This window comes from Pseudomonas sp. B21-040 (assembly GCF_024748695.1).
Classification (GTDB): Bacteria; Pseudomonadota; Gammaproteobacteria; order Pseudomonadales; family Pseudomonadaceae; genus Aquipseudomonas.
Genome location: NZ_CP087176.1, coordinates 3,696,160 through 3,719,643, shown reverse-complemented (window position 1 = coordinate 3,719,643; position 23,484 = coordinate 3,696,160). Strand labels below are relative to the sequence as shown.

Here is a 23,484-nt window from a genome sequence, read left to right as displayed (position 1 = left end):
CGGGGTCAAGCGACAGCTACGACGTCGAGAATCCGCTGGACCACCCGGTCCTGGTCGATGCCAGCAGCTTCGGCTTCAAAGGACAGGATGATGCGATGGCGCAACACGTCAAACAGCACGGCCTGGATGTCTTCAGGGCTGACGAAGTCGCGCCCGGCCAGCCACGCGTGAGCCCGTGCGCAACGGTCCAGCGCGATAGATCCACGAGGGCTGGCGCCGTAGGCGATCCAGTCGGCCATCTCCGGGTCGAACTTGCCAGGGTTGCGCGTGGCCATGACCAGTTGCACCAGGTATTCCTCCACGGCGTCGGCCATGTACAAACCGAGGATTTCCTTGCGCGCGGCGAAGATCGCCTGCTGGCTGACCCGGCGTTCCGGTTTGGTTTCGCCGTTCAGGGCTTCACCACGGGCCTGCTGCAGGATCTTGCGTTCCACCGTTGCGTCCGGGAAACCGATTTTTACGTGCATCAGGAAGCGGTCGAGCTGGGCTTCGGGCAGCGGGTAGGTGCCTTCCTGCTCAATCGGGTTTTGCGTCGCCATCACCAGAAACAGCGGCGAGAGCTCATACGTGCTGCGCCCGACACTGACCTGACGTTCGGCCATGGCTTCGAGCAGCGCCGATTGAACCTTGGCCGGGGCGCGGTTGATTTCGTCCGCCAGTACCAGGTTGTGGAAGATCGGGCCTTGCTGGAACACAAAGCTGCCGGTTTCCGGGCGATAGATTTCCGTGCCGGTAATGTCGGCAGGCAACAAGTCAGGGGTGAACTGGATGCGGTGGAACTGGGCTTCGATACCTTCGGCAAGCTCTTTGATGGCCTTGGTCTTGGCCAGGCCCGGGGCGCCCTCGACCAGCATGTGGCCGTCGGCAAGCAAAGCGATGAGCAAGCGCTCGATGAGTTTTTCCTGGCCGAGAATCTGCGTTGAAAGAAAGGTTCGCAGCGCGAGCAGCGCTTCACGATGTTCCATCGATGACTGTTCCTGGAAAGGGTGACCGAAGACGTTCGAATAACGCCAGGGCTGGGGGCGTTACTTTAATCCATCGCGGGGGGCGGCGACTAACGGCATTTTGTGCAAAGTGCGGGAAATGATTGGCGAAGGGTTGGAAGTTTTCAGGCTCGCAGGCTGGTGGCGTTCTTTCGGACGCTATCGCGGGCAAGCCCGGCGCCCACAAGTATCGGCGGTGCGCTTGCGATGCTTGCAACACCTCCGAACCTGTGGGAGCCGGGCTTGCCCGCGATGAGGCCCGCTCAGGCGCTATCAAAGCTCGCTTATATAAGTACCAGTCCCGTCAAGAATGTTACGTAGTGTTTCTTCTACTTCAGCCAGATCACTGGCATCGGTGTTGTGAATGATTTCCAGCGAGTCATCCCCATTCAGCGCATCCGCATCCGCCACCGCGATTTCGATCAGCAGGCGGGTAGGGCTCAGAGTGACTTTGACCCCGTCCAGCGTCGAAGGCTCGCCATCGAGAGTAATTTCCAGTTCGTCTTCATCCGGGTAGCGGGTCATCAGGAACATATCGCCCTGAGTGCTGTGGCAGGCGAGCATGGCCATGTTGTCTTCCTCGTCATCGCAAGGGTTCACAATCAAGAGGTCGGTGGTCATTTGCATGGGCAATTCCTGGCTCGGCGAGCATGGTGAAGACGAACAAAGCGCAATTGTGCCAGTGGAAGGGAATTTCTGCTCGGTCGAGTGTCAGAGGAGGGGCGTGGACACTTGAAGTGTTGCTGGTCATTTCTGGTACGCGAGTGCCGTAAAACCGGGGATAAAACGCCCGTTTTCGGCCACGGCTGCTAGTGTTGTTCGAGGCGTGGGCCATTAGCTGCGTACCGATGACCGAATATGTCGCAGCACCGCAAGCACGGGCCTTGCCGCACTCGTTAAGCTGCGCAACGGATGAGCACCTGTAAAGACATTGCGCTGCATGCAGTCCAGTCGTTTTTGCAGATGCCCATTCATGGAAGGTGAATGTGACCTGAGTGTCTCGTCCAGCTTCACCCACCTGTCGCCCTGTTTCCTCTGCCCGAGAATCAGGAACCGGGTGACGGACCACCCCGAAAGGGGTTTTGCACGCGACGCTTCCATCAATAACAAGCCCAAGCGGAGTACCACAGATGGCGTTCTTCACCGCAGCCAGCAAAGCCGACTTCCAGCACCAACTGCAAGCGGCACTGGCACAGCACATCAGTGAACAGGCACTGCCACAAGTGGCGCTGTTCGCCGAACAATTCTTTGGCATCATTTCCCTGGACGAGCTGACCCAGCGTCGGTTGTCCGACCTCGCCGGCTGCACCCTTTCTGCGTGGCGCCTGCTTGAGCGCTTCGATCACGCTCAACCGCAAGTGCGCGTCTACAACCCTGACTACGAACGCCACGGCTGGCAGTCGACCCACACTGCGGTCGAAGTGCTGCACCACGACCTGCCATTCCTGGTGGACTCGGTGCGTACCGAGCTGAACCGTCGCGGCTACAGCATTCATACCCTGCAAACCACTGTGCTGAGCGTGCGTCGCGGCAGCAAGGGCGAATTGCTGGAAATCCTGCCCAAAGGCACCCAGGGCGAAGGCATTCTTCAAGAATCGCTGATGTACCTGGAAATCGACCGTTGCGCCAACACCGCCGAGCTCAATGTCCTGAGCAAAGAGCTGGAGCAGGTGCTGGGTGAAGTCCGCGTCGCGGTCGCCGATTTCGAGCCGATGAAAGCCAAGGTCCAGGAAATCCTGACCGGCCTGGACAACAGCCAGTTCGCTGTCGACCCGGAAGAAAAAGGCGAAATCAAAAGCTTCCTGGAATGGCTGGTGGGCAACCACTTCACGTTCCTGGGCTACGAAGAGTTCGTGGTGCGCGATGAAGCCGACGGCGGCCACATCGTCTACGACCAGGACTCCTTCCTGGGCTTGACCAAACTGCTGCGTACCGGCCTGACCTACGATGACCTGCGCATCGAAGACTACGCCGTGAACTACCTGCGCGAACCGACCCTGCTGTCCTTCGCCAAGGCCGCGCACCCAAGCCGTGTACACCGTCCGGCTTACCCGGATTACGTGTCGATCCGCGAAATCGACGCTGACGGCAATGTCATCAAGGAATGCCGTTTCATGGGCCTGTACACCTCCTCGGTGTATGGCGAGAGCGTGCGGGTCATTCCGTACATCCGTCGCAAGGTCGAGGAAATCGAACGCCGTTCCGGCTTCCAGGCCAAGGCCCACCTGGGCAAGGAACTGGCGCAGGTGGTCGAAGTACTGCCGCGCGATGACCTGTTCCAGACCCCGGTCGACGAACTGTTCAGCACCGTGATGTCGATCGTGCAGATCCAGGAACGCAACAAGATTCGCGTGTTCCTGCGCAAAGACCCGTACGGCCGTTTCTGCTACTGCCTGGCTTACGTGCCACGCGACATCTATTCCACCGAAGTGCGCCAGAAGATCCAGCAAGTGCTGATGGATCGCCTGAAAGCCTCGGACTGCGAATTCTGGACGTTCTTCTCCGAATCCGTGCTGGCTCGCGTACAGCTGATCCTGCGTGTCGACCCGAAAAACCGCATCGACATCGACCCGTTGCTGCTGGAAAAAGAAGTGGTGCAAGCCTGCCGCAGCTGGCAGGACGACTACGCCGCACTGACCGTCGAAAGCTTCGGCGAAGCCCACGGCACCAACGTGCTGGCCGACTTCCCGAAAGGCTTCCCGGCCGGTTATCGCGAGCGGTTTGCCGCTCACTCGGCTGTGGTCGACATGCAACACCTGCTGAGCCTGAGCGAAAAAAATCCACTGGTCATGAGCTTCTATCAGCCGCTGGGTCAGGTCTCCGGCCAGCGCATGCTGCATTGCAAGCTGTATCACGCCGATACGCCACTGGCGCTGTCCGACGTGCTGCCGATCCTGGAAAACCTCGGCCTGCGCGTGCTGGGTGAATTCCCGTATCGCCTGCGTCACACCAACGGTCGCGAGTTCTGGATTCACGACTTCGCGTTCACCGCTGCCGAAGGCCTGGAACTCGACATCCAGCAACTCAACGACACCTTGCAGGACGCGTTCGTCCACATCGTGCGTGGCGATGCCGAGAACGATGCGTTCAACCGTCTGGTACTGACCGCCGGCCTGCCGTGGCGCGATGTGGCGCTGCTGCGTGCTTACGCTCGCTACATGAAGCAGATCCGTCTGGGCTTCGACCTGGGCTACATCGCCAGCACCCTGAACAACCACACCGACATCGCTCGCGAGTTGACCCGGTTGTTCAAAACCCGTTTCTACCTGGCACGCAAGCTGTCCGGTGATGATCTGGAAGACAAGCAACAACGTCTGGAACACGCGATTCTGAGCGCACTGGACGACGTCCAGGTGCTGAACGAAGACCGCATCCTGCGTCGTTACCTGGACCTGGTCAAAGCCACTCTGCGCACCAACTTCTACCAGACTGACGCCAACGGCCATAACAAGTCGTACTTCAGCTTCAAGTTCAATCCGCACCAGATTCCAGAGCTGCCAAAGCCAGTACCGAAGTTCGAAATCTTCGTTTACTCGCCTCGCGTCGAAGGCGTGCACCTGCGCTTCGGCAACGTCGCTCGTGGTGGTCTGCGCTGGTCTGACCGTGAAGAAGACTTCCGCACCGAAGTCCTGGGCCTGGTAAAAGCCCAGCAAGTGAAGAACTCGGTCATCGTGCCGGTCGGCGCGAAGGGCGGCTTCCTGCCGCGTCGCCTGCCACTGGGCGGCAGCCGTGACGAGATCGCGGCCGAGGGTATCGCCTGCTACCGCATCTTCATTTCGGGTCTGTTGGACATCACCGACAACTTGAAGGACGGCGCGCTGGTTCCGCCGGCCAACGTCGTGCGTCATGACGACGATGACCCGTACCTGGTAGTCGCTGCGGACAAGGGCACTGCGACCTTCTCCGACATCGCCAACGGTATTGCCATCGACTACGGCTTCTGGCTCGGCGATGCATTCGCCTCGGGCGGCTCGGCCGGTTACGACCACAAGAAAATGGGCATCACCGCCAAGGGCGCGTGGGTTGGCGTGCAACGTCACTTCCGCGAACGCGGCATCAATGTTCAGAAAGACAGCATCACCGTGGTCGGTGTCGGCGACATGGCCGGTGACGTATTCGGTAACGGCCTGTTGATGTCCGAGACCCTGCAACTGGTGGCCGCATTCAACCACTTGCACATCTTCATCGACCCGAACCCGGAGCCTGCCAGCAGCTTCGCCGAGCGTCAGCGCCTGTTCGACCTGCCGCGTTCGGCCTGGTCGGATTACGACACCAGCATCATGTCCGAAGGCGGCGGGATCTTCTCCCGTAGCGCGAAGAGCATCGCGATCTCCCCGCAGATGCAAGAGCGTTTCGACATTCAGGCCGACAAGTTGACCCCGACCGAACTGCTCAATGCCTTGCTCAAGGCCCCGGTAGACCTGTTGTGGAACGGCGGCATCGGTACGTACGTCAAGGCCAGCAGCGAAAGCCACGCCGATGTCGGCGACAAGGCCAACGATGCACTGCGCGTGAACGGCAACGAACTGCGCTGCAAAGTTGTGGGCGAGGGCGGTAACCTGGGCATGACCCAACTGGGTCGTGTCGAGTTCGGCCTCAATGGCGGCGGTTCCAACACCGACTTCATCGACAACGCCGGTGGCGTGGATTGCTCCGACCACGAAGTGAACATCAAGATCCTGCTGAACGAAGTGGTTCAAGCCGGCGACATGACCGACAAGCAACGTAACCTGTTGCTGGCGAGCATGACCGACGAAGTCGGTGGCCTGGTGTTGGGCAACAACTACAAGCAGACTCAGGCCCTGTCCCTGGCGGCGCGTCGTGCCTTGCCGCGGATCGCTGAATACAAACGTCTGATGAACGATCTGGAAGGTCGCGGCAAGCTGGATCGCGCCATCGAGTTCCTGCCGACTGAAGAGGCCATCAACGAGCGCGTTGCGGCAGGCCATGGCCTGACCCGTGCCGAGCTGTCGGTGCTGATTTCGTACAGCAAGATCGACCTCAAGGAGCAGCTGCTGGGCTCCCTGGTGCCGGATGACGACTACCTGACCCGCGACATGGAAACCGCTTTCCCGCCGACGCTGGTGAGCAAGTTCTCCGAAGCCATGCGCCGTCACCGTCTGAAGCGCGAAATCGTCAGCACCCAGATCGCCAACGACCTGGTCAACCACATGGGCATCACCTTCGTTCAACGACTCAAAGAGTCGACCGGCATGAGCCCGGCGAACGTGGCCGGCGCCTACGTGATCGTGCGTGACATTTTCCACCTCCCGCACTGGTTCCGTCAGATCGAAGCCCTGGACTACCAGGTGTCGGCCGACGTTCAACTGGAGCTGATGGACGAGCTGATGCGTCTGGGCCGTCGCGCCACGCGCTGGTTCCTGCGCAGCCGTCGCAACGAGCAGAATGCCGCTCGTGACGTCGCGCACTTCGGTCCACATCTCGCAGCGCTGGGCCTCAAGCTCGACGAACTGCTGGAAGGCCCGACCCGCGAAGGCTGGCAGACCCGCTATCAGGCGTACGTCGCCGCTGGCGTTCCGGAGTTGTTGGCGCGCATGGTTGCAGGCACCACTCACCTGTACACCCTGTTGCCGATCATCGAAGCGTCGGATGTGACCGGTCAGAACGCAGCAGACGTGGCGAAGGCTTACTTCGCCGTCGGCAGCGCGCTGGACATCACCTGGTACCTGCAACAGATCAGCGCTCTGCCGGTTGAAAACAACTGGCAAGCCCTGGCCCGTGAAGCGTTCCGCGACGACGTCGACTGGCAGCAACGTGCGATCACCATCTCCGTCCTGCAACAGGGCGACGGCACTCAGGACGTGGAAACACGCCTGGCGCTGTGGATGGAAGCGCACGAAGGCATGATCGAACGCTGGCGCGCCATGCTGGTTGAAATTCGTGCCGCCAGCGGCACGGACTACGCCATGTATGCGGTGGCCAACCGTGAGTTGCTGGACCTGGCGTTGAGCGGGCAAGCGGTGGTGACTACCACTGCGGTTGCTAGCGAAGAGCTGGAACCGGCGGCCTGATCAGGCGCTGAATGAAAAAGCCCGCATGGAGACATGCGGGTTTTTTTTGCCTGATGGTTACAAGGTGTCAGTTCAGGCCTAATCGCGGGCAAGCCCGCTCCCACAATTACAATGCATTCCAATGTGGGAGCGGGCTTGCCCGCGACAAGGCCACTAGCCTTAATATAATTTTTGGCTAGAAGTGTTATCTAGCATGGATACTTTATCTGTCGGCCTGGTCAATAAATTACTGAGCGACTGGTCAAATTTCTGCAATGCCCTAACTTGAACATTCTGTTGCTCGTTAATGTCCGCGACTATCTCTTCAGTGCGTTTAAAGTCGGCCCAGACCGGAGTCAGTGCTTTAGCATCATGCCCTTGTGCCGTGCCAATGTAGTTGAAGTTCGCATCATAGAAATCGGCACTGACATCAGCCGCTATATCCGAACTGCGCGAGGTAATCAATTGACTGCGGCTGTCGACAATGGCGATCACATCCGGTTTCGCCGCCCTCAGGCTTTGCATGTCCGGGTACACCGTGACCGAGCCAAACTGCCGCCCCAAGGATGCCTTGACCCAATCCACAGCCAGGTCGGGTTGGGAGGTGCTGACGTAGGCGTCGTGAATCGGTTGAACCAGCAGGCTCTGGCCGAAACCGGTGCCGGCGTTGGCCTGATAGTCTTGAAGGTAGGAGCGGTTGGCCTGGGTGTTTCGGCTGTAGACAACGCCGAGCGCAACGTTATGGCCATTGTTTACTTGCGTGGCGTTGCTGCGACCCACGGGCTCAGGCAAGAGACCGTCCAGGTAAGAGACGGAAGTTGGCGCCGTGGGGATCGAGCAGCCAGATAAAAGAGCAGTCATTGTGAATGCACTGACAAGCACACGTTTCATGGTGTATCTCCAGTGAAACAACTTGAGTCGGAAAGCTTAAGTTGCCGAGTAGTGTCGGCGGTGATTCCAGACTAAACCTGTCGTTGCAAAAGAAACTAGCCAGTAGATGAGCTTATGGGTACGGCAATAGTTTTGTTTGGTTTAAAAGCGTTCAGTTAATGACGCCTGGAAATAAAAAGGCCCGAATGTCTCATTTGGGCCTGTTTATTTATGGCTGGCGTTACAGCTATCAGTTTTCCAACGGGATCAAAACTTTCTCATCGGGTGCCAATACCATGAACACCAAGAGTTTGGCAGGCTGGGTGGCACTGGCATTCTTCGACACCAAATGTTCCGACCCGGCCGCTTCATACCAATACTCACCGGCCTTGTAGGTTTTCGGCTGCTCACCTTTCACTTGAGAAACTATCTCCCCCGATATCACGTAAGCCATGGCGGTGCCTTCGTGCTTGTGGGCGATGGAAGACTGGCCTGGCTCGTAGTCCACTTCAATCATCAGCGCCTTTTTATTGGGCACGTTCTTGAGCATTTGGTCCTGCAATACCGTGACCTTTTCAGACGGGCCTTCGTGAGCAAGGGCGGCGGCCGAAACAGTCAGGGCGAGGGCAGCAAGGGGGGCAGCAAGGAAACGCAAAGCTTTCATGGTTTATCACCTGCGGTGGTTATCGTCTGGAGCAACGATAGTCCGCAGGGCAGGGCAATCAAACAGCCAATATTCGCGAAGGCGAGGGGACCAATCCAACGAAAATCTGTAGCAGCTGCCGAGCAGCGCGAGGCGGCGTTCGGCTGCGCAGCAGTCGTAAAACCTGAACATGTGATATTCCTGAAACACCGCATCGCCAAATCTCACGACTGCTGCACAGCCGAACGCCGCCTCGCGCTGCTCGACGGCTGCTACGAGGCGGGTGCGGTGGGTGCTTGGGGTTTTAGCGGATCGGAAAGCTGTTGAAATCCACGGCATTTGCCAATTGGTTGTCAATCAGACCGATAAAACCCTGAACTTCGGGGCAATTGAAATGCGAGTGCATGGCCGCTTCCGATTGCCAGCGAGCGCTGACGGTCCAGCGGTTGGTGTCCTCGGGGCAGCGGTCGACCATATAGGAGTCGCAGCCCGGTAGTTCACGCAGGGTTTCGACAATCTTTTGCAGTTGCTTGCCCAGTTCATCCGAGCGGCCAGCGACGGCCTGCACCTGTACGGTATTGATCACTTCTTGGGACATTGCTCACACTCCTGAATCAGGCCGGACGAATCCTGCTCATTGAGGGATAACGCTTATGCAGGATAGGCCTGCTGCTGCGGACCACCAATAGCCAATCGCCCGGTAAAGGCGCAGACCAATCTGTCAGGCAACCTGCTGAAAAATGTCGCGCAAACGGTCCAGGGCCGTATCGATGTCCAGGGTTTCAATGGCGCCAAAACCCAGCAACAGCCCGGCCTGCGGCGTCTGCTGAAAGTAAAAGGCCTCGATGGAGTAGAGCCCGACTTCGACTTTTTTTGCCAGTTCTATCACCAATGGAAGATCGATAGGCACTTTGCACATCACCACCATGTGGAACCCGGCCGTGGTGGGCACCGGCTCCAGCCACGGCGACAGGTCGCCCGCCATGCGCGCCAGAATCCGTTCGCGACGCCCGGCATAAATCGTATGGCAGCGCCGGATATGCTTGAGCAGGCAGCCCTCGGCGATGAATTTGGCCAGCGCCCACTGTGGCAACGTGGACGTGTGCAGGTCGGTGAGTTGCTTGGCGCGGATCACCGCTTCGAGAATCGCCGGCGGCAATATTGCATAACCGAGGCGCAATTCCGGCAGCAAGGTTTTCGAGAAGGTGCCGACGTAAGCGACGATCCCGCGCTCATCCATGCTTTGCAGCGAATCCGTGGGGCGGCCCTCGTAGCGAAACTCGCTGTCGTAATCGTCTTCGATAATGATCGCGCCCAGTTCATAAGCCCGTTCCAGCAGCGCCACCCGACGCTCCTGGCTCATCGGCAAACCGAGCGGGAATTGATGCGACGGCGTGACGTAAATCAGCCGTGTGCCGAGGGGGATTTTATCCACCTGAATGCCTTCGGCATCCACCGGCACACCGATCACCGTGGCACCGTGCGAGCCGAACAACAGGCGGGCCGGCGGGTAGCCCGGATCTTCCATGGCGACAATGCTGCCGGGGCGCGTCATCACCCGGGAAATCAGGTCCAGCGCTTGTTGCGCGCCATTGCACACCACCACGTCTTCGTCCTGACAATTGACCCCGCGCGAGAACGCGATGTGCCGCGCAATGGCATTGCGCAGCGCCGGCAGGCCTTCGGGCAGGCTGTAGAAACCTTTGGAGCCGGCAATCTGGCGCAAGGCGTGGGAGGTGCAGCGTCGCCAGTCATCCTGCGGGAACTGGCCCTTGCTGGTGGCGCCGCCAATGAAGTCATAACGCAACGACCCTTCCAGCGTGGGGTGACGCAGGAACACCGGCAGATTGCGCCAGGATTCGATGACGTCGTAACTCGCCAGCTCGGTATGGCTTTGTTTGCGGGCGATTTTTGCCGGTCGGGCATTCACGTAGGTGCCTTTGCCGATCACCCCGGTGAGGAAATTTTCATAGGTCAGCTGCGCGTACGTGTCGGAAATGGTCTTGCGCGATATCCCCAACTGTTCGGCCAGCAAACGACTGGGCGGCAGCTGCGTCCCGGCGGCCAGGCGTCCGGATTCGATGGCACTGCGCAGCTGGTTGTACAACTGGCCTGCCAGGTCCTTGCGGCCGTTGATGACAACGTGAAGTTCCATACCGTTGGGGCTCCAGGGGCAAATTGAGGCGCGTGTGCGTCGCGCCAGATTACCCGCATGGGCGGCTGCGCAGAAGTTGCGCAGTGGAAAAACCGGGGATTGGTCTGGTGCCGAGTGGTGCGGGGGTATTTCGCAGAATTGGATCTGTCACACCGCGGCCTCGACGACTACCGTGAAAAAACATCATCGCTTCACGAGGTCGCCCCATGAGTTCCCGCCTGGATTACTACAGCGCATCGCCCAAAGCGATGAAAGCGATGATTGCCATGGAAGCCTTGACCAGCAACCTCAGTATCGAACCCGCGCTGCTGCACCTGATCAAAATCCGCGCCTCGCAACTCAACGGCTGCGCCTTTTGCACCGACATGCATTCAGTGGATGCACGGCGCCTGGGCGAGACCGATCGTCGCCTGTATTCGATCGTGGTCTGGCGCGACAGCGGCTTTTTCAACCCCAGGGAACGCGCAGCACTGGCCTGGACCGAGGCCGTTACCTTGCTGTCTGAAAGCCATGTGCCCGACGACGTCTACGCCTTGGCGCGCGAGCAGTTCAATGAAGGCGAGATGGTCGACCTGACGATTGCCGTCACCACCATCAACAGCTGGAACCGCCTCGCCGTGAGTTTTCGGCAAACTCCCGGCGGCTGAATCGATTTTCCCTCCCCGGTGTCACATCAGGTTCATAAACGCTGCGCAGGATGAGGTTTTCAAGGATCGATCGACAAGGAGTCATTGATGTCATTCATGGAGTCCACTCGCGCTGCCGGCATCGACCCGGTGCTGGCGCAGTCTTTCAGGGTCAGCGCCCGTTGCGGGTGCTTCATGCAGGCCGCCCGCAGCCTCAATATCAAATCCACCCAGTTACGCAAACATCTGGTGCAGCTTGAAGCGCAGTTGCAGTGCACGCTGTTCAATCATCAGGACAGTGGCCTGGCCCTGAGTCGTGACGGGTTGGCGCTGCAGGCACAGTTGATCGCCCTGGCCCACGAGCGCGATGCGCCGGTGATAGAGCAACCGTTGATTCGCCTGGCGGTGGCGGAGTCGATTCTGCACGACATACTCGGCCGCGATCTGGTCGCTTTGTTGCGACGCAATGCCAGTGTGCGTCTGGACATCATCACCCTCGACAGCGAATTGGCCCTGCAAGCGGTCAGCGCGGACGTAGTGCTGTGGCTGGCCGGCCCGGATTCGCCGCTGCCCGGTCCGAGTTTCGCCGTCAGCGAGCCCCGGCGGCTGGCGCGTCTTGAATACCTGCCGCACATCGCCAAACGCTATTCGCGCGTCGCGGCGCGGCCTGACAGCCTCGATGACCTGGCCGACTTCCTGCTGGTGCAATGGCAGTATGACCGTCAGGTCGAGAGTTTTCGGCCATGGAACAGTGTGGTCGATCAGCGTCTGGCCGGCGTGGTGCACTTGCATTCTTATGAGCTGATGCTGGAGATGATCCGATGCAGCGCTTGCATCGGCTTGCTGCCGCGCTACATGAGCCAGTTTGACCGCGGACTGATTGCATTGCCGGGGTTGTTCGAACAGCCGATGCAACGTCAGGTGTGGATGGCGGCCAACGCCGAAACACAGGGAGAGGGCGACGTGCAGATGATTGTCGAGTTGATCCACAACACCTTCAATGAGCGCCGGGAGTGGTTCGAGAGCTGAACGCGGTCAATTGTAGGCGTGAGCAGGCTCACGCCTACAGGAAGTAGCGTTGTACAGTAAGCGGCCATGTCTGCATCAAGGATGAATCACCCATGCCCGTCACCGAACCGTTTATCACCCTCGAACGTTTCAGCGAATCCCATATTGAGGGTGTCACCGCGCTCTACAACGACCCGGCCATTACCCGTCAGGTCCTGCAAATGCCATTTCAATCCACCGAGATCTGGCGCCAACGCCTGGCCTCGGATAACGAGCGCCTGGTGAAACTGGTCGCGCTGCATCAGGGCTCGGTCATCGGCAACATTGGCCTGGAGCAGTTTTCGCGGATCCGCCGCAGCCATGCCGGCAGTATCGGCATGGGCGTCGCGGTGGCATGGCAGGGTAAAGGCGTGGGTTCGAAGCTGTTGGCGGCGGTGCTGGACATCGCCGACAACTGGATGAATCTGCAACGGGTCGAGCTTTCGGTGTACGCCGACAACGAAGCCGCCATCGGTCTGTACCGAAAGTTCGGTTTCGAGACCGAAGGCCTGTTCCGTGACTACGCCGTGCGTGGCGGCCGACTGGTCGACACCTTGAGCATGGCGCGTCTGCGTCGCACGCTTAACGCCGATTGACTCAGTCGCCCAGTGCGAACGCCACCGCCGCCTGCGCATGCAGTTCGGTGGTGTCGAGCAGGGGCAGGGCGCTGTGTTCGGGTTTGATCAGCAGGCCGATTTCGGTGCAACCGAGGATGATCGCCTGTGCACCGCGCTGGGTCAGCGACTCAATCACCTGCTGATAGACCTCGCGCGATGTGTCGCTGATCACGCCGACGCACAATTCGTCGTAGATGATCCGGTGCACCGCCTGGCGTTCCTCGGCTTCTGGCACCAGCACTGTCAGCCCCATTGCGCTCAGGCGATCCTTGAGAAAGTCCTGTTCCATGGTGAACGCAGTCCCCAGCAATCCGACCTTCAACGTACCGGCATCGACCGCCGCTTGACCGGTCGGGTCGGCGATGTGCAGGAACGGAATGTTGATCGCGGCCTGAATCTGCGCGGCGACCTTGTGCATGGTGTTGGTACACAGCACCACACACTCGGCACCGCCCGCTTGCAGCCGTTGCGCGGCATCCACCAGCATCGCCGCCGCATCGTCCCAGCGCCCGGCGTGCTGGGCCTGTTCGACCGGGCCGAAGTCGACGCTGTACATCAGCAGTTGCGCCGAGCGTAGCGGCCCGAGCTGGTCGCGGACCTGTTGGTTGATGAGGCGATAATATTCGGCGCTGGACTCCCAGCTCATGCCGCCGATAAGGCCGATGGTGCGCATTGGATTTCCTCAAGCGATGATCTGTGTCGGAAAGTCACCCGAGGATCGAGTGTCCCTAGGTTCGTGGGCGGATTCCAGCGGAAAACAACTGTACCGCCGATCTTTCAGTGAAGTGTCATGGTGTCTTTTCTGACGCGGGTTCGGGCGGCGCAAGAGGCCGGTGGACTTTTACGTACGTCATCGGCGTGGATCTGCCATGCTCAATGTCCGCAGCACCGCTCCAACGAAAGGAACACCGCAATGGACGACGTACAGCAACTGGGCGAGATGCTTCGCCACTACGCAGAAAGTGAAGCGCACAAGAAGCAACTGTTTGAATCGCAATCGGCGGTTTGGGCGACGCGTATCGGTGAGTTGTTCGATCAGATCCAGCAGTGGCTGGAACCGGTCCAGGCGCCCAATCTGTTGGAAGTGAGTCGTGAGGCGTATGTCGCTTCAGGGCCGAGCGTGCCGGTCGAGACGTCGATGTTCAAGACTGAGAAACTGTCAATTGTCATCGCCGGCAAGCCGGTGGAGTTCGTGCCGGATGTAATGGGTGCTGGCGGTCAGATTTCATTGGCGGTGATGGGGCTGACGGCTGCGCGCTATGGCAGCGTGTCGCTGGTGTGCCTGCCGCCGTCGACCAGTTGGCAGTGGCGCAAGACCAACGGCTTGAAAGACCCGGACACGTTTGCGTTCGATGCAAACTTTCTGGCGCAGCAGTTGCAGCTCCTGATTCCGCGCGATCGCGGCCAGGTCCTCCCTGACTGACCCAATCCCCCGTGTAGGAGCCGAGCTTGCTCGCGATGACGGGCTGACAGACAACATTGATGTTGGCTGGAATGGCCGCATCGCGAGCAAGCTCGGCTCCTACAACGGACAGGTGGTGGGTCAGATGTCGAGGTTGATCCAACCGGGCTTCACCTCTTCCGGCGCCACTGCATTCACAACCTTCCCGGTGGCCAGTTCCACCCGCCGCGCCACCTCGGGGTCGTCGGCAAATGGAATCAGGCTGGCATCCTCCAGACTCTGCGGCGTCTGCCGCTTGAGGCTGTACTCAACCCCCAGCCAAAGCACTGATACGACCATCGCATTCAACAGAACTTCATACATGTATGGCTCCTTGCCTCAGGCAAACTGCGCTTCACGTTCAGCCATCATCACGTCCGCCACCCGCACCGTGCGCCAGGTGTTGTAGGCCATCAACAGCATGCCGCTGAGGAAGAACACGCCACCGATAAAGCGCACCACATACCCCGGATGGCTGGCCTGCAAGGCTTCGACGAAGGAGTAGGTCAGCGTGCCGTCGTCGTTGATTGCACGCCACATCAAGCCCTGGGTAATGCCGTTGACCCACATCGACGCGATGTACAGCACGGTGCCGATGGTGGCGAGCCAGAAGTGCGCGTTGATCAGGCCGATGCTGTGCATCTGCTCGCGGCCGAAGACTTTCGGCACCATGTGGTACACCGCGCCGAACGTGATCATCGCCACCCAGCCCAGTGCCCCAGCGTGCACATGGCCGATGGTCCAGTCGGTGTAGTGGGAGAGGGCGTTGACCGTTTTAATCGCCATCATCGGGCCTTCGAACGTCGACATGCCGTAGAACGCCAGCGACAGCACCAGAAACCGCAGGATCGGGTCGGTGCGCAATTTATGCCAGGCGCCCGAGAGCGTCATCATGCCGTTGATCATCCCGCCCCAGCTCGGCGCCAGCAGGATCAGCGACATCGCCATGCCCAGCGACTGCGCCCAGTCCGGCAATGCGGTGTAGTGCAAGTGGTGCGGACCGGCCCAGATGTACAGGGTGATCAGCGCCCAGAAATGCACGATGGACAGGCGATAGGAATACACCGGGCGCCCGACCTGTTTGGGCACAAAGTAATACATCATCCCGAGGAAACCGGTGGTCAGGAAAAACCCCACCGCGTTGTGCCCGTACCACCACTGCACCATGGCGTCGGTCGCCCCGGAATACACCGGATAGGACTTGAACCAGTCCACCGGAATCGACAGGTGATTGACCACGTGCAACATCGCAATGACCACGATGAACGCGCCGAAGAACCAGTTGCCGACGTAGATATGTTTGGTCTTGCGCTGCACCACGGTGGTGAAAAACACGATGGCGTAAGCGACCCAGACCACGGTCATCCACACCGCGCCGCTAAACTCGATCTCGGCGTATTCCTTGGTGGTGGTATAGCCCAGCGGCAGGGTGACCAGCATGATCACGATCACCGATTGCCACCCCCAAAAAGTGAATGCGGCCAGGGTGTCGGAGTACAGCCGCACCTGGCAGGTGCGCTGTACGGCGTAGTAACTGGCGGCAAATTGCGCGCTACCGGCAAAACCGAAAATCACCAGGCTGGTGTGCAACGGGCGCAAGCGGCCGAAGGTGGTCCACGGCAGGTCGAGGTTCATCTCGGGCCATACCAGTTGCGAGGCGATCCACACCCCCATCGCCATCCCTATGACACCCCATACGATGGTTGCCACGACGAATTGGCGCACGACCTTGTAGTTATAGGCCTGTCCGATTGTTGCTGTGCTCATGGTCAATGCTTCCACGGTTGCAAAGTCTTGCCAGGCCACCCGGCCTGGCAGGTTGTCGACTGTAGAAACCCTGCCTGAAACAAAACAGACTCAGAAAAACCAAAGTTATGCGGATCAGATGCGAGGTTTGCCTGCGGTCATCTGCTGCGCTCTGATACGGTTTTTTAGTGTTTACCTGAATCTGTAACGCACTGCGCCGCAGGTCCATAGTCGACCCACAAACACCGCCACCCCCCTGTAGCAGCTGTCGAGCACCGCGAGGCAGCGTCCGGCTGCGCAGCAGTCGTCAAACCATGCGACTCGGTCTGTCAGTTGAACCGCGTGCACAGGATTTACGACTGCTTCGCAGCCGGACGCTGCCTCGCGGTGCTCGACAGCTGCTACAGGTGCAGAGCGTGCGAACAACCCTGATGAGGTAGCCAGATGTATCAGTACGATGACTATGACCGGGCCCTGGTCTTCGAACGGGTTGCGCAGTTTCGCGATCAGGTCGAACGCTTCATGGCCGGCGAGCTGAGCGAAGAAGAGTTCCTGCCGTTGCGTTTACAGAACGGTCTGTACATGCAAAAGCACGCATACATGCTGCGCGTGGCGATTCCCTACGGCACGCTCAGTGCCGGCCAGATGCGTACGCTGGCGAGCATCGCCCGGGATTACGATCGCGGTTATGGCCACTTCACCACCCGGCAGAACATGCAGTTCAACTGGATCGAGCTGGCTCAGGTGCCGGACATTCTCGAACGCCTGGCGCAGGTGCAAATGCATGCGATCCAGACGTCTGGCAACTGCGTGCGCAACATCACCACCGAAGCGTTCGCCGGTGTGGCGGCGGACGAGCTGATGGACCCACGTCCGCTGGCGGAAATCTTGCGTCAATGGTCGACCATCAACCCGGAATTCCTGTTCCTGCCGCGCAAGTTCAAGATCGCCATCTGTTCGGCGGAGCAGGACCGCGCCGCCATCATGATGCATGACATAGGTCTTTATCTTTATCGCGATGACCATGGACAAAAGCTGTTGCGGGTCATTGTGGGTGGCGGGTTGGGGCGCACGCCGATCCTTGGCTTGCAGATCCGCGAGGGCTTGCCGTGGCAGCATTTGCTGTCCTATGTCGAAGCGGTGCTGCGGGTTTACAACCGCCACGGTCGGCGGGACAACAAGTACAAGGCGCGGATCAAGATATTGGTCAAAGCCCTGGGGATCGAAGCGTTCGCCAAGGAAGTGGAGGAGGAGTGGCAGTACCTCAAGGACGGGCCGGCGCAGTTGACCAGCACCGAGTATGAGCGTGTCGCCAGTGCTTTCGTGGCCCCCGACTACCGTTCACTGCCCGACATTGACCTGGAATTTGGCACACGCCTGGCCGAGAACCCGGCGTTCGCACGCTGGGTCACCCGCAATGTTCAACCGCACAAGGTCGCGGGTTACACCAGCGTGGTGCTGTCGACGAAACCCGGGATCGCCTCGCCACCCGGGGATGTGACGACCGAGCAAATGCAGGCCGTGGCCGAGTGGTCCGAGCAATTCGGTTTCGGTGAAATCCGCATCGCCCATGAACAGAATATCGTGCTGCCGGATGTGCCCAAGGCGGATCTCCATACGCTGTGGTGCCTGGCCTGCGAGCAGGGGCTGGGTTGCGCCAACGTCGGTTTGCTGACCGACATCATCGCTTGCCCCGGCGGCGACTTCTGCGCACTGGCCAATGCCAAATCGATCCCGATTGCCCAGGCCATTCAGGCACGTTTCGAGGACCTGGATTACCTTCACGACCTGGGCGACATCAGCCTCAACATTTCGGGTTGCATGAATGCCTGCGGCCACCACCACATCGGCAACATCGGCATTCTGGGCGTCGACAAGAACGGCAGCGAGTGGTACCAGATCACCCTCGGCGGCAGCCAGGGCAAGAACAGTGCGCTGGGCAAGGTCATCGGCCCGTCCTTCAGCGCCACCGAAGTACCCGAGGTAATCGAGCGGATCATCGACACGTTTGTCGATTACCGCGAGAGCGAAGAACTGTTCGTTGACACCCTGCTACGCATCGGTCTTGAGCCGTTCAAGGAGCAGGTGTATCCGAAGGTACTGGAGGTGACGGCATGAACAATCTGCTGCGGCTGGAGGAGGGTGTGGCGCGGATTGTGGCTGACGATCCGTGGGTGCTGGTCAGGGACCAGGAGGGTGAAATGCCTGCCGGGTCACTGATTTTGCCGTTGAACCGCTGGCTGCTCAATCCTGCACAGCATGCGGTGTGGCTGGGGCCGGATGATGAGGTGGAACGCCTTAACCCATGGTTTGAGAAGCTGCCGTTGATTGCCCTGGATTTTCCGAGCTTTCGTGACGGTCGCGGTTACAGCCAGGCGTACTTGCTGCGCACTCGAATGGGATGGACCGGTGAGCTGCGCGCGATCGGTGATGTGCTGCGCGATCAACTCAGCCATATGCGCCAATGCGGGTTCGACAGCTTCGCGGTGCGCGAAGACAAATCGGCCGAGGATGCGCTGAAGGGGTTGGCCGGGATGAGCGTGTTGTACGGCCGTTCGGTGATTGAGCCTCGGCCGTTGTTCAGACGACGCTGACAACACACCATTTTGTAGCAGCTGACGAGCCTGCGAGGCTGCGTTCGGCGACGCAGTCGTCGTAAACCCTTCGAATGCGGTTTTCCTGTCACACCGCAGAGCCTGATTTCACGGCGACTGCGTCGCCGAACGCAGCCTCGCAGGCTCTGCAGCTGCTACAGGGCGTGTTTTTGCTTGGGCCAGTGGTGGCATTTTGGTAGAGTCCGCGCATTCTCAAAAAGGAGTCGGGTATGCGCAGGATGTTCGCGGCAGGGTTGGTGACATTGATGTTGGCCGGTTGTGGTGGTCCGAAACTGGACGGCACTAGCGATGAGAGCCTCAAGTCATCGCTGGATAAAGTCACGGCAGACCTGCCGCAAGACAAGAAAGCCCAGCTCCTGGAAGATTTGAAACTCATCACCTTCAGCAATATCGGCGAGGCCTTGAGTGGCCAGATATCGGCGGAGCAGGCCAAAAATAACGTGCGCACCACGCTCAACGGAAAAACCGCTGAAGACGTCGCCGTGATCGCCGCCAATCTGCGCACCGAACGCGCATTGAAGGAAAAGCAGCAAGCCCTGGCCGAGATCAAGCAACTGCAGGACATCCAGCAGGCGGCCCAGATTGCCAAGGTAGAGATGGCGAAGTTCCAGATTCTCAAGTCGGAATTTTATTTCACCGAGAAGAACAAGAATTCGGCGGCGCCGCACGGTCAACCGGTGGTGGTGGCCAAGGTCAAGAACGGCACGGCGTTCTCCATCGCCCGTGTCGGTTTCAAAGGCACCGTGGCCAGCGCGGGCCGCGCCACGCCATGGTTCGTGGGCACCGTTGAATTGCCGATTCCTGGCGGTATCGAGCCGGGCGAGTCACCTACCTGGGAAATTACGCCGAACCAGTTCAGCGAATGGGGCAAGCTTGATGCGCCCGCAGAAGCATTGTTCAGCCTGGAAATCATCAAACTCGTTGGGGCTGATGGCGCCGTGCTGTTCGATGCCAGTGGCCTGACCCCGCAACAAACCGAGCGCTTGCAAGCGCTGCAAAACAAATACGCCGTTAACTAATCACTGGCATTTTCGGAACCCGCGTCAGCGGGTTTTCGGCTGCTTGGAAGAAACAGAGAAAGGAGTCTGGCCGTGAGTGTGGGCAAGAAGGTGTTGGGGCTGATCGCGCTGTTGCTGATGTTGGCCTTGTGGGGCAGTTACTTTTATCTGTTTCAAGAGGACCGCGAGGGCCAACTCGCGGGGGCGCGAGACAGTTACGCCTGGTGCGGCACACCGCCGGCCAGTGATGCCGCCACTTTGGGCAAGGATCGCCTGACACTGCGCATCACCAACAATGTGCGTGGTGAGTTCGCACTCGCGGGCACTGTCATCGTCTCTGAGCGAACGTTTGATCGATATGACCTGGGCCGCAACGAACTGCGGCTGCGCCTGGAACCGTTGCAGTGGTCTTACGGCGTCACCCCGGTGTTTCTGGAGCAGGTCAAAATCAAGCCCCTGAGCCGCAACCTGTCGTCGCTCAACAAGAGTGCCTATGCCGAACTCGAACTCCGAACGATCGGCGTTCAGGGGAGGGCGACGGACTTCCCGTTCGACACTTACCGCTACGGTTACAAGCCGGTGTTGTATTACCTCAAGGGCAACGAGCGCATCGACCTGAATTTCAAGCACATCACCACCAGCATGGAGATGTCGAACACCTTTACGCCGATTCAAAAGTACAACCGCGCGGAGTACATCAACGAGAAAAACTCGCTGGCGCGCGAGGAAGACTACAAACCGTATGCCGCCAATGAGTGTGCGTTCAGTGTCGAGCGCAAGGGCTCATTCAAGGTGATTGTCCTGCTGTTGCTGCTGGTGATCTGCCTGCCGCTGCTGCACGTGTTTTATCGCGACGAGCCGGGCATCGACTTTCTGGCGACGCTGGTCAGCGTCGGGGCAATACGGGTGTTTTTGGTGGGGCCGCTGAATGACTTCCAGCTGTCCAAAATCGACTTTTTGTTTGCGGCGGCGATTTTGCTGGTGGGGACGGTGTCGCTGATCAAGGCGATGCGAGCCAACAGTCGGCGGGAGCTGGCGTTGAAGAGTGGTTCTTCGTGGTAATCCCACGACCCGTGTAGCAGCTGCCGAGCCCGCGAGGCTGCGTTCGGCGACGCAGTCGTCGTAAACCCGGTGAACGCGGTTTCCTGAAAAACCGCATCGTTTGATTTCACGACGACTTCGTCGCCGAACGCAGCCTCGCAGGCTCGGCAGCTGCTACAGGCGGTGTGGATCAAGGGTTATTTCAACGCCGGATCGCCCATGTTCATTTTCTTCCAGCCCTGCAACAACACCTGTGCCTTGGGCTCTTGTCCATTGGCCAGGTAGTACTGGATCAACGACAGCCGCGCATTGCGGTTGGCCGGCTGCACTTTCAACAATTGCTCCAGCACTTCGCAGGCCTCTTCGACCTTGCCTTTGTCGTGTAACGCCACGGCCAGCACGTAGCCGTATTGGGCGTTCTGCGGTTCCAGTTGTGCGGCTTTGCGTAACGCTGGCATGGCCTGGTCCGATTTACCTGCCCGCACCAGCGACAGGCCTTGGGTGTATTGCAACAGCGCTGCGTCCGGGTGGTCTTTCAAGGCTTGTGCCAGCAGCGTCTGAGCCTCCTGGCTGCGGCCGTTGGCTTCCAGCCATTGCACCAGCGTCACCAGCGCCGGGTAGAAATCCGGATCGCGTTCGAGGGCCGTGCGCAGGTATTTTTCGACCTTGTCATTGCGGCCGCTGGCCTGATAGAGCATCGCCAGGTTGAGATTGGCTTCGGCCCGTTCCAGCAGGCTCATCTGTACCGCTTCGTACTCCGCAATGGCCGCATTCCAGTTCGCTTGGGCATTGCCCAATCCGTTACTGGCCAGACCCAGCAAATCGCGGGCCGCGGCGATGCGCACCGCCTTCACCGGGTCTGCCAGCAACGGCGACAACAGCGGCGCACGTTCGGGCGGCGGCAAGAATGCGCTGATGGCCCGCACGGCGCTTTCACGCACCAGGGGGGCCGGGTTGCTCAAGTCCTTGGTGGCCAGTTTCAGCGCCTGTTCACTCGGGTACATCGGCAATTCGGCGAGCAAGGTTGCCCGTTGAATCGCTGGCAAATTGCTCCGTTGCAACTGCTCGTACAAAGCTTGCGCCGCACCGGGCTGGCCGTTGCGAATCAGCCACAGGCTTTCGTCATAACGCGGGGCCTGTACGGTTGGCGCGCTGTTCCAGAGTTTGAATTGCTCAGTGACCTTGTCGCCGTCCTTACCCTGGTGGCAAGTGAGGCAGGCATCCGGTGTTCCCAGTTTTTTCGCCCGCTCCGGGTTGGGGATACTGAAGCTGTGGTCATGCCGGAAGTCATTGCCCATATAGAATTTGCCAGGCATGTGGCAATCCACGCACTGCGAGCCCGGTTGGCCCATGGTGTGGCGGGTGTGTTCGATGGAATCGTAGTTTTTCGCTTGCAGGCCTTTACCGTCGACGCCTTCCACCGACGTCTTGCCCGCCGTGTTGTGGCATTGCAGGCAAACACCGTTGCCCGGCGCCTTCAGCTCGCTGCTGTGCGGGTTGTGGCAGTTGCTGCAACGCACGCCTTTGTCGAACATCTTGCTTTGGGCGAAGGAGCCATGTTCGAACACCTCGTCCTTGATCTTGCCGTCCAGTGCATACAACTCGCGGGTCAGGGCGCTTGGCAGGTAGTCATCCATCAGGCGTTTGCCAACGGTGTAGCCATCACTCAGCGGGGCGCGGCGCGAATGGCAGCGGGCACAGGTTTCGATTTCGACAGTTGCGTTCTTGTCCTTGAGGTCGACGGCAAAACCGGCGTGAATCAAATCACCTTTTTTCGCCGTCCATTCCAGGTGATTGGAGGCCGGGCCGTGGCATGCCTGGCAGCCGACACCGAGGCTGTTCCATTGACTGTCAAAGGTGTTTTTGGCGGCATCGAAATTGCGTTTATAGCCTGTGGTATGGCACTCGACGCACATGAAGTTGGCGTTCTGGCTTGGCTTGCTCCAGTGCAACGGATTCTTGAAGTTCACACCCTGGCCGGGATAGAGGTGGAACCAGCGGTGTTTTTTGGTATCCCAGGCCACGCCCAAGGGTTGCAAACGTCCTTCGCCGACCTCGATCAGGTATTGCTGCAATGGCGCGATACCAAAGGTATAAGCCACCTTGAAATCGGCATTCTTGCCATCAATGCCTGGTGTATTGACCCAGAATCCATCGTCCTTGCGTGAGAACACGGTGGTTTCGTTCTCGGCCTTGAACGTGACGTTATTGAAGTCGCCCAGCATCGTTTCGGCATTGGCCGGTTGCATCGCCAATTGGTGATGGGAGCCTTGCCAGTCCTTGACCTGCTCGCTGTGGCAACCCTGGCACTGTTGTTCATCGACCATCTTCGCCGGGGCCATCGCGACCGGTTGCGGTTTGGCCTGTTGCGCGACAGGGGCGCTGACGGGAACAGGCTTGAGCGGTGCCGGTGAACTGCTGAACAGAAACCAGCCGATGGCGATGACCGCCAGCAGCAATGTGCCGATGGTTACAGGAAAAAGGTAGCGATTGATCAGGTTCGGTTGCGAATCAGGGTTTGGGCTTGTTGCTTTATTTTTATGTTTCGGCATTGCGACTTCCATAGTCCAGGTGCGTTTGCCCTTGGGCGCGCGATCAAGCTTGCTGCAGCTTTGCCGGATGCCGGGCATCTGTCAAATGACGGTTGTGAAATGGCCGGCAGCGTTGGGTCAATAGTGAGTTTTTTAGCGA

General features: G+C 59.3%; 19 protein-coding genes. 9 read left to right on the top strand and 10 right to left on the bottom strand.

The window, feature by feature from the left end; translation table 11 throughout:
• Nucleotides 1-5: 5 nt before the first annotated feature.
• Nucleotides 6-965 (bottom strand): MoxR family ATPase, encoded by a 960-nt coding sequence (locus LOY55_RS17005; RefSeq protein ID WP_046032153.1) that lies wholly within the window; start codon nucleotides 963-965, stop codon nucleotides 6-8.
• A 291-nt stretch (nucleotides 966-1,256) separates the two neighbouring features.
• On the bottom strand, nucleotides 1,257-1,610 hold the full coding sequence (locus LOY55_RS17000; RefSeq protein ID WP_258665886.1) for a hypothetical protein: 354 nt from the start codon (nucleotides 1,608-1,610) through the stop codon (nucleotides 1,257-1,259).
• A 503-nt stretch (nucleotides 1,611-2,113) separates the two neighbouring features.
• Between LOY55_RS17000 and LOY55_RS16995 the strand changes: the two genes are divergently transcribed.
• Complete coding sequence (locus LOY55_RS16995; RefSeq protein WP_109786522.1) at nucleotides 2,114-7,015, top strand: NAD-glutamate dehydrogenase; 4,902 nt, start codon at nucleotides 2,114-2,116, stop codon at nucleotides 7,013-7,015.
• 159 nt (nucleotides 7,016-7,174) lie between these two features.
• Here LOY55_RS16995 and LOY55_RS16990 read toward each other — a convergent pair whose 3' ends face one another.
• The 4 genes from LOY55_RS16990 to LOY55_RS16975 form a co-directional block, all read right to left on the bottom strand.
• Nucleotides 7,175-7,885, bottom strand: coding sequence for an ATPase (locus LOY55_RS16990; RefSeq protein ID WP_223525483.1), 711 nt, complete (start codon nucleotides 7,883-7,885; stop codon nucleotides 7,175-7,177).
• 229 nt (nucleotides 7,886-8,114) lie between these two features.
• Nucleotides 8,115-8,528, bottom strand: a complete 414-nt coding sequence (locus LOY55_RS16985) for a cupin domain-containing protein (protein ID WP_109786520.1) — start codon at nucleotides 8,526-8,528, stop codon at nucleotides 8,115-8,117.
• Between the two features lie 283 nt (nucleotides 8,529-8,811).
• Complete coding sequence (locus tag LOY55_RS16980) at nucleotides 8,812-9,105, bottom strand: antibiotic biosynthesis monooxygenase family protein (protein WP_046032158.1); 294 nt, start codon at nucleotides 9,103-9,105, stop codon at nucleotides 8,812-8,814.
• A 123-nt stretch (nucleotides 9,106-9,228) separates the two neighbouring features.
• Nucleotides 9,229-10,662 (bottom strand): PLP-dependent aminotransferase family protein, encoded by a 1,434-nt coding sequence (locus tag LOY55_RS16975; RefSeq protein WP_258665884.1) that lies wholly within the window; start codon nucleotides 10,660-10,662, stop codon nucleotides 9,229-9,231.
• Between the two features lie 206 nt (nucleotides 10,663-10,868).
• On the opposite strand from LOY55_RS16975, the gene LOY55_RS16970 reads away from it, so the two are divergent.
• The 3 genes from LOY55_RS16970 (at nucleotide 10,869) to LOY55_RS16960 (ending at nucleotide 12,931) form a co-directional block, all read left to right on the top strand.
• A complete protein-coding gene (locus LOY55_RS16970) occupies nucleotides 10,869-11,309 on the top strand; it encodes a carboxymuconolactone decarboxylase family protein (RefSeq protein WP_046032160.1) in 441 nt (146 codons plus the stop codon).
• Nucleotides 11,310-11,396: 87 nt separating this feature from the next.
• Nucleotides 11,397-12,317, top strand: coding sequence for a LysR family transcriptional regulator (locus tag LOY55_RS16965; protein ID WP_109786519.1), 921 nt, complete (start codon nucleotides 11,397-11,399; stop codon nucleotides 12,315-12,317).
• A 92-nt stretch (nucleotides 12,318-12,409) separates the two neighbouring features.
• On the top strand, nucleotides 12,410-12,931 hold the full coding sequence (locus tag LOY55_RS16960; protein ID WP_258665881.1) for a GNAT family N-acetyltransferase: 522 nt from the start codon (nucleotides 12,410-12,412) through the stop codon (nucleotides 12,929-12,931).
• A gap of 1 nt (nucleotide 12,932) precedes the next feature.
• On the opposite strand, the gene LOY55_RS16955 is transcribed toward LOY55_RS16960, so the two are convergent.
• Nucleotides 12,933-13,625: an aspartate/glutamate racemase family protein gene (locus LOY55_RS16955; RefSeq protein WP_258665880.1), complete on the bottom strand. Its 693-nt coding sequence runs from the start codon at nucleotides 13,623-13,625 to the stop codon at nucleotides 12,933-12,935.
• A gap of 240 nt (nucleotides 13,626-13,865) precedes the next feature.
• Between LOY55_RS16955 and LOY55_RS16950 the strand changes: the two genes are divergently transcribed.
• On the top strand, nucleotides 13,866-14,375 hold the full coding sequence (locus tag LOY55_RS16950) for a hypothetical protein (RefSeq protein ID WP_109786517.1): 510 nt from the start codon (nucleotides 13,866-13,868) through the stop codon (nucleotides 14,373-14,375).
• Nucleotides 14,376-14,495: 120 nt separating this feature from the next.
• On the opposite strand, the gene LOY55_RS16945 is transcribed toward LOY55_RS16950, so the two are convergent.
• Together LOY55_RS16945 and ccoN are read right to left on the bottom strand one after the other, a co-directional pair.
• A complete protein-coding gene (locus LOY55_RS16945) occupies nucleotides 14,496-14,717 on the bottom strand; it encodes a CcoQ/FixQ family Cbb3-type cytochrome c oxidase assembly chaperone (protein ID WP_109786516.1) in 222 nt (73 codons plus the stop codon).
• A gap of 15 nt (nucleotides 14,718-14,732) precedes the next feature.
• Nucleotides 14,733-16,160: a cytochrome-c oxidase, cbb3-type subunit I gene (gene ccoN, locus LOY55_RS16940; protein ID WP_109786515.1), complete on the bottom strand. Its 1,428-nt coding sequence runs from the start codon at nucleotides 16,158-16,160 to the stop codon at nucleotides 14,733-14,735.
• Between the two features lie 423 nt (nucleotides 16,161-16,583).
• Between ccoN and LOY55_RS16935 the strand changes: the two genes are divergently transcribed.
• The 4 genes from LOY55_RS16935 to LOY55_RS16920 all read left to right on the top strand — a co-directional run bounded on the left by LOY55_RS16935 (nucleotide 16,584) and on the right by LOY55_RS16920 (nucleotide 20,814).
• A complete protein-coding gene (locus tag LOY55_RS16935) occupies nucleotides 16,584-18,257 on the top strand; it encodes a nitrite/sulfite reductase (RefSeq protein ID WP_223525487.1) in 1,674 nt (557 codons plus the stop codon).
• On the top strand, nucleotides 18,254-18,733 hold the full coding sequence (locus tag LOY55_RS16930; RefSeq protein ID WP_223525488.1) for a DUF934 domain-containing protein: 480 nt from the start codon (nucleotides 18,254-18,256) through the stop codon (nucleotides 18,731-18,733). The genes LOY55_RS16935 and LOY55_RS16930 overlap by 4 nt, the downstream gene beginning before the upstream one ends.
• A 230-nt stretch (nucleotides 18,734-18,963) precedes the next feature.
• Nucleotides 18,964-19,773 carry a DUF6694 family lipoprotein gene (locus tag LOY55_RS16925; protein ID WP_258665878.1) on the top strand — a complete coding sequence of 270 codons (810 nt, stop codon included), beginning with the start codon at nucleotides 18,964-18,966 and terminating at the stop codon, nucleotides 19,771-19,773.
• A gap of 72 nt (nucleotides 19,774-19,845) precedes the next feature.
• Nucleotides 19,846-20,814 (top strand): hypothetical protein, encoded by a 969-nt coding sequence (locus LOY55_RS16920; RefSeq protein WP_223525490.1) that lies wholly within the window; start codon nucleotides 19,846-19,848, stop codon nucleotides 20,812-20,814.
• Between the two features lie 176 nt (nucleotides 20,815-20,990).
• Here LOY55_RS16920 and LOY55_RS16915 read toward each other — a convergent pair whose 3' ends face one another.
• Nucleotides 20,991-23,345 carry a tetratricopeptide repeat protein gene (locus tag LOY55_RS16915; RefSeq protein WP_258665875.1) on the bottom strand — a complete coding sequence of 785 codons (2,355 nt, stop codon included), beginning with the start codon at nucleotides 23,343-23,345 and terminating at the stop codon, nucleotides 20,991-20,993.
• Nucleotides 23,346-23,484: the final 139 nt, after the last annotated feature.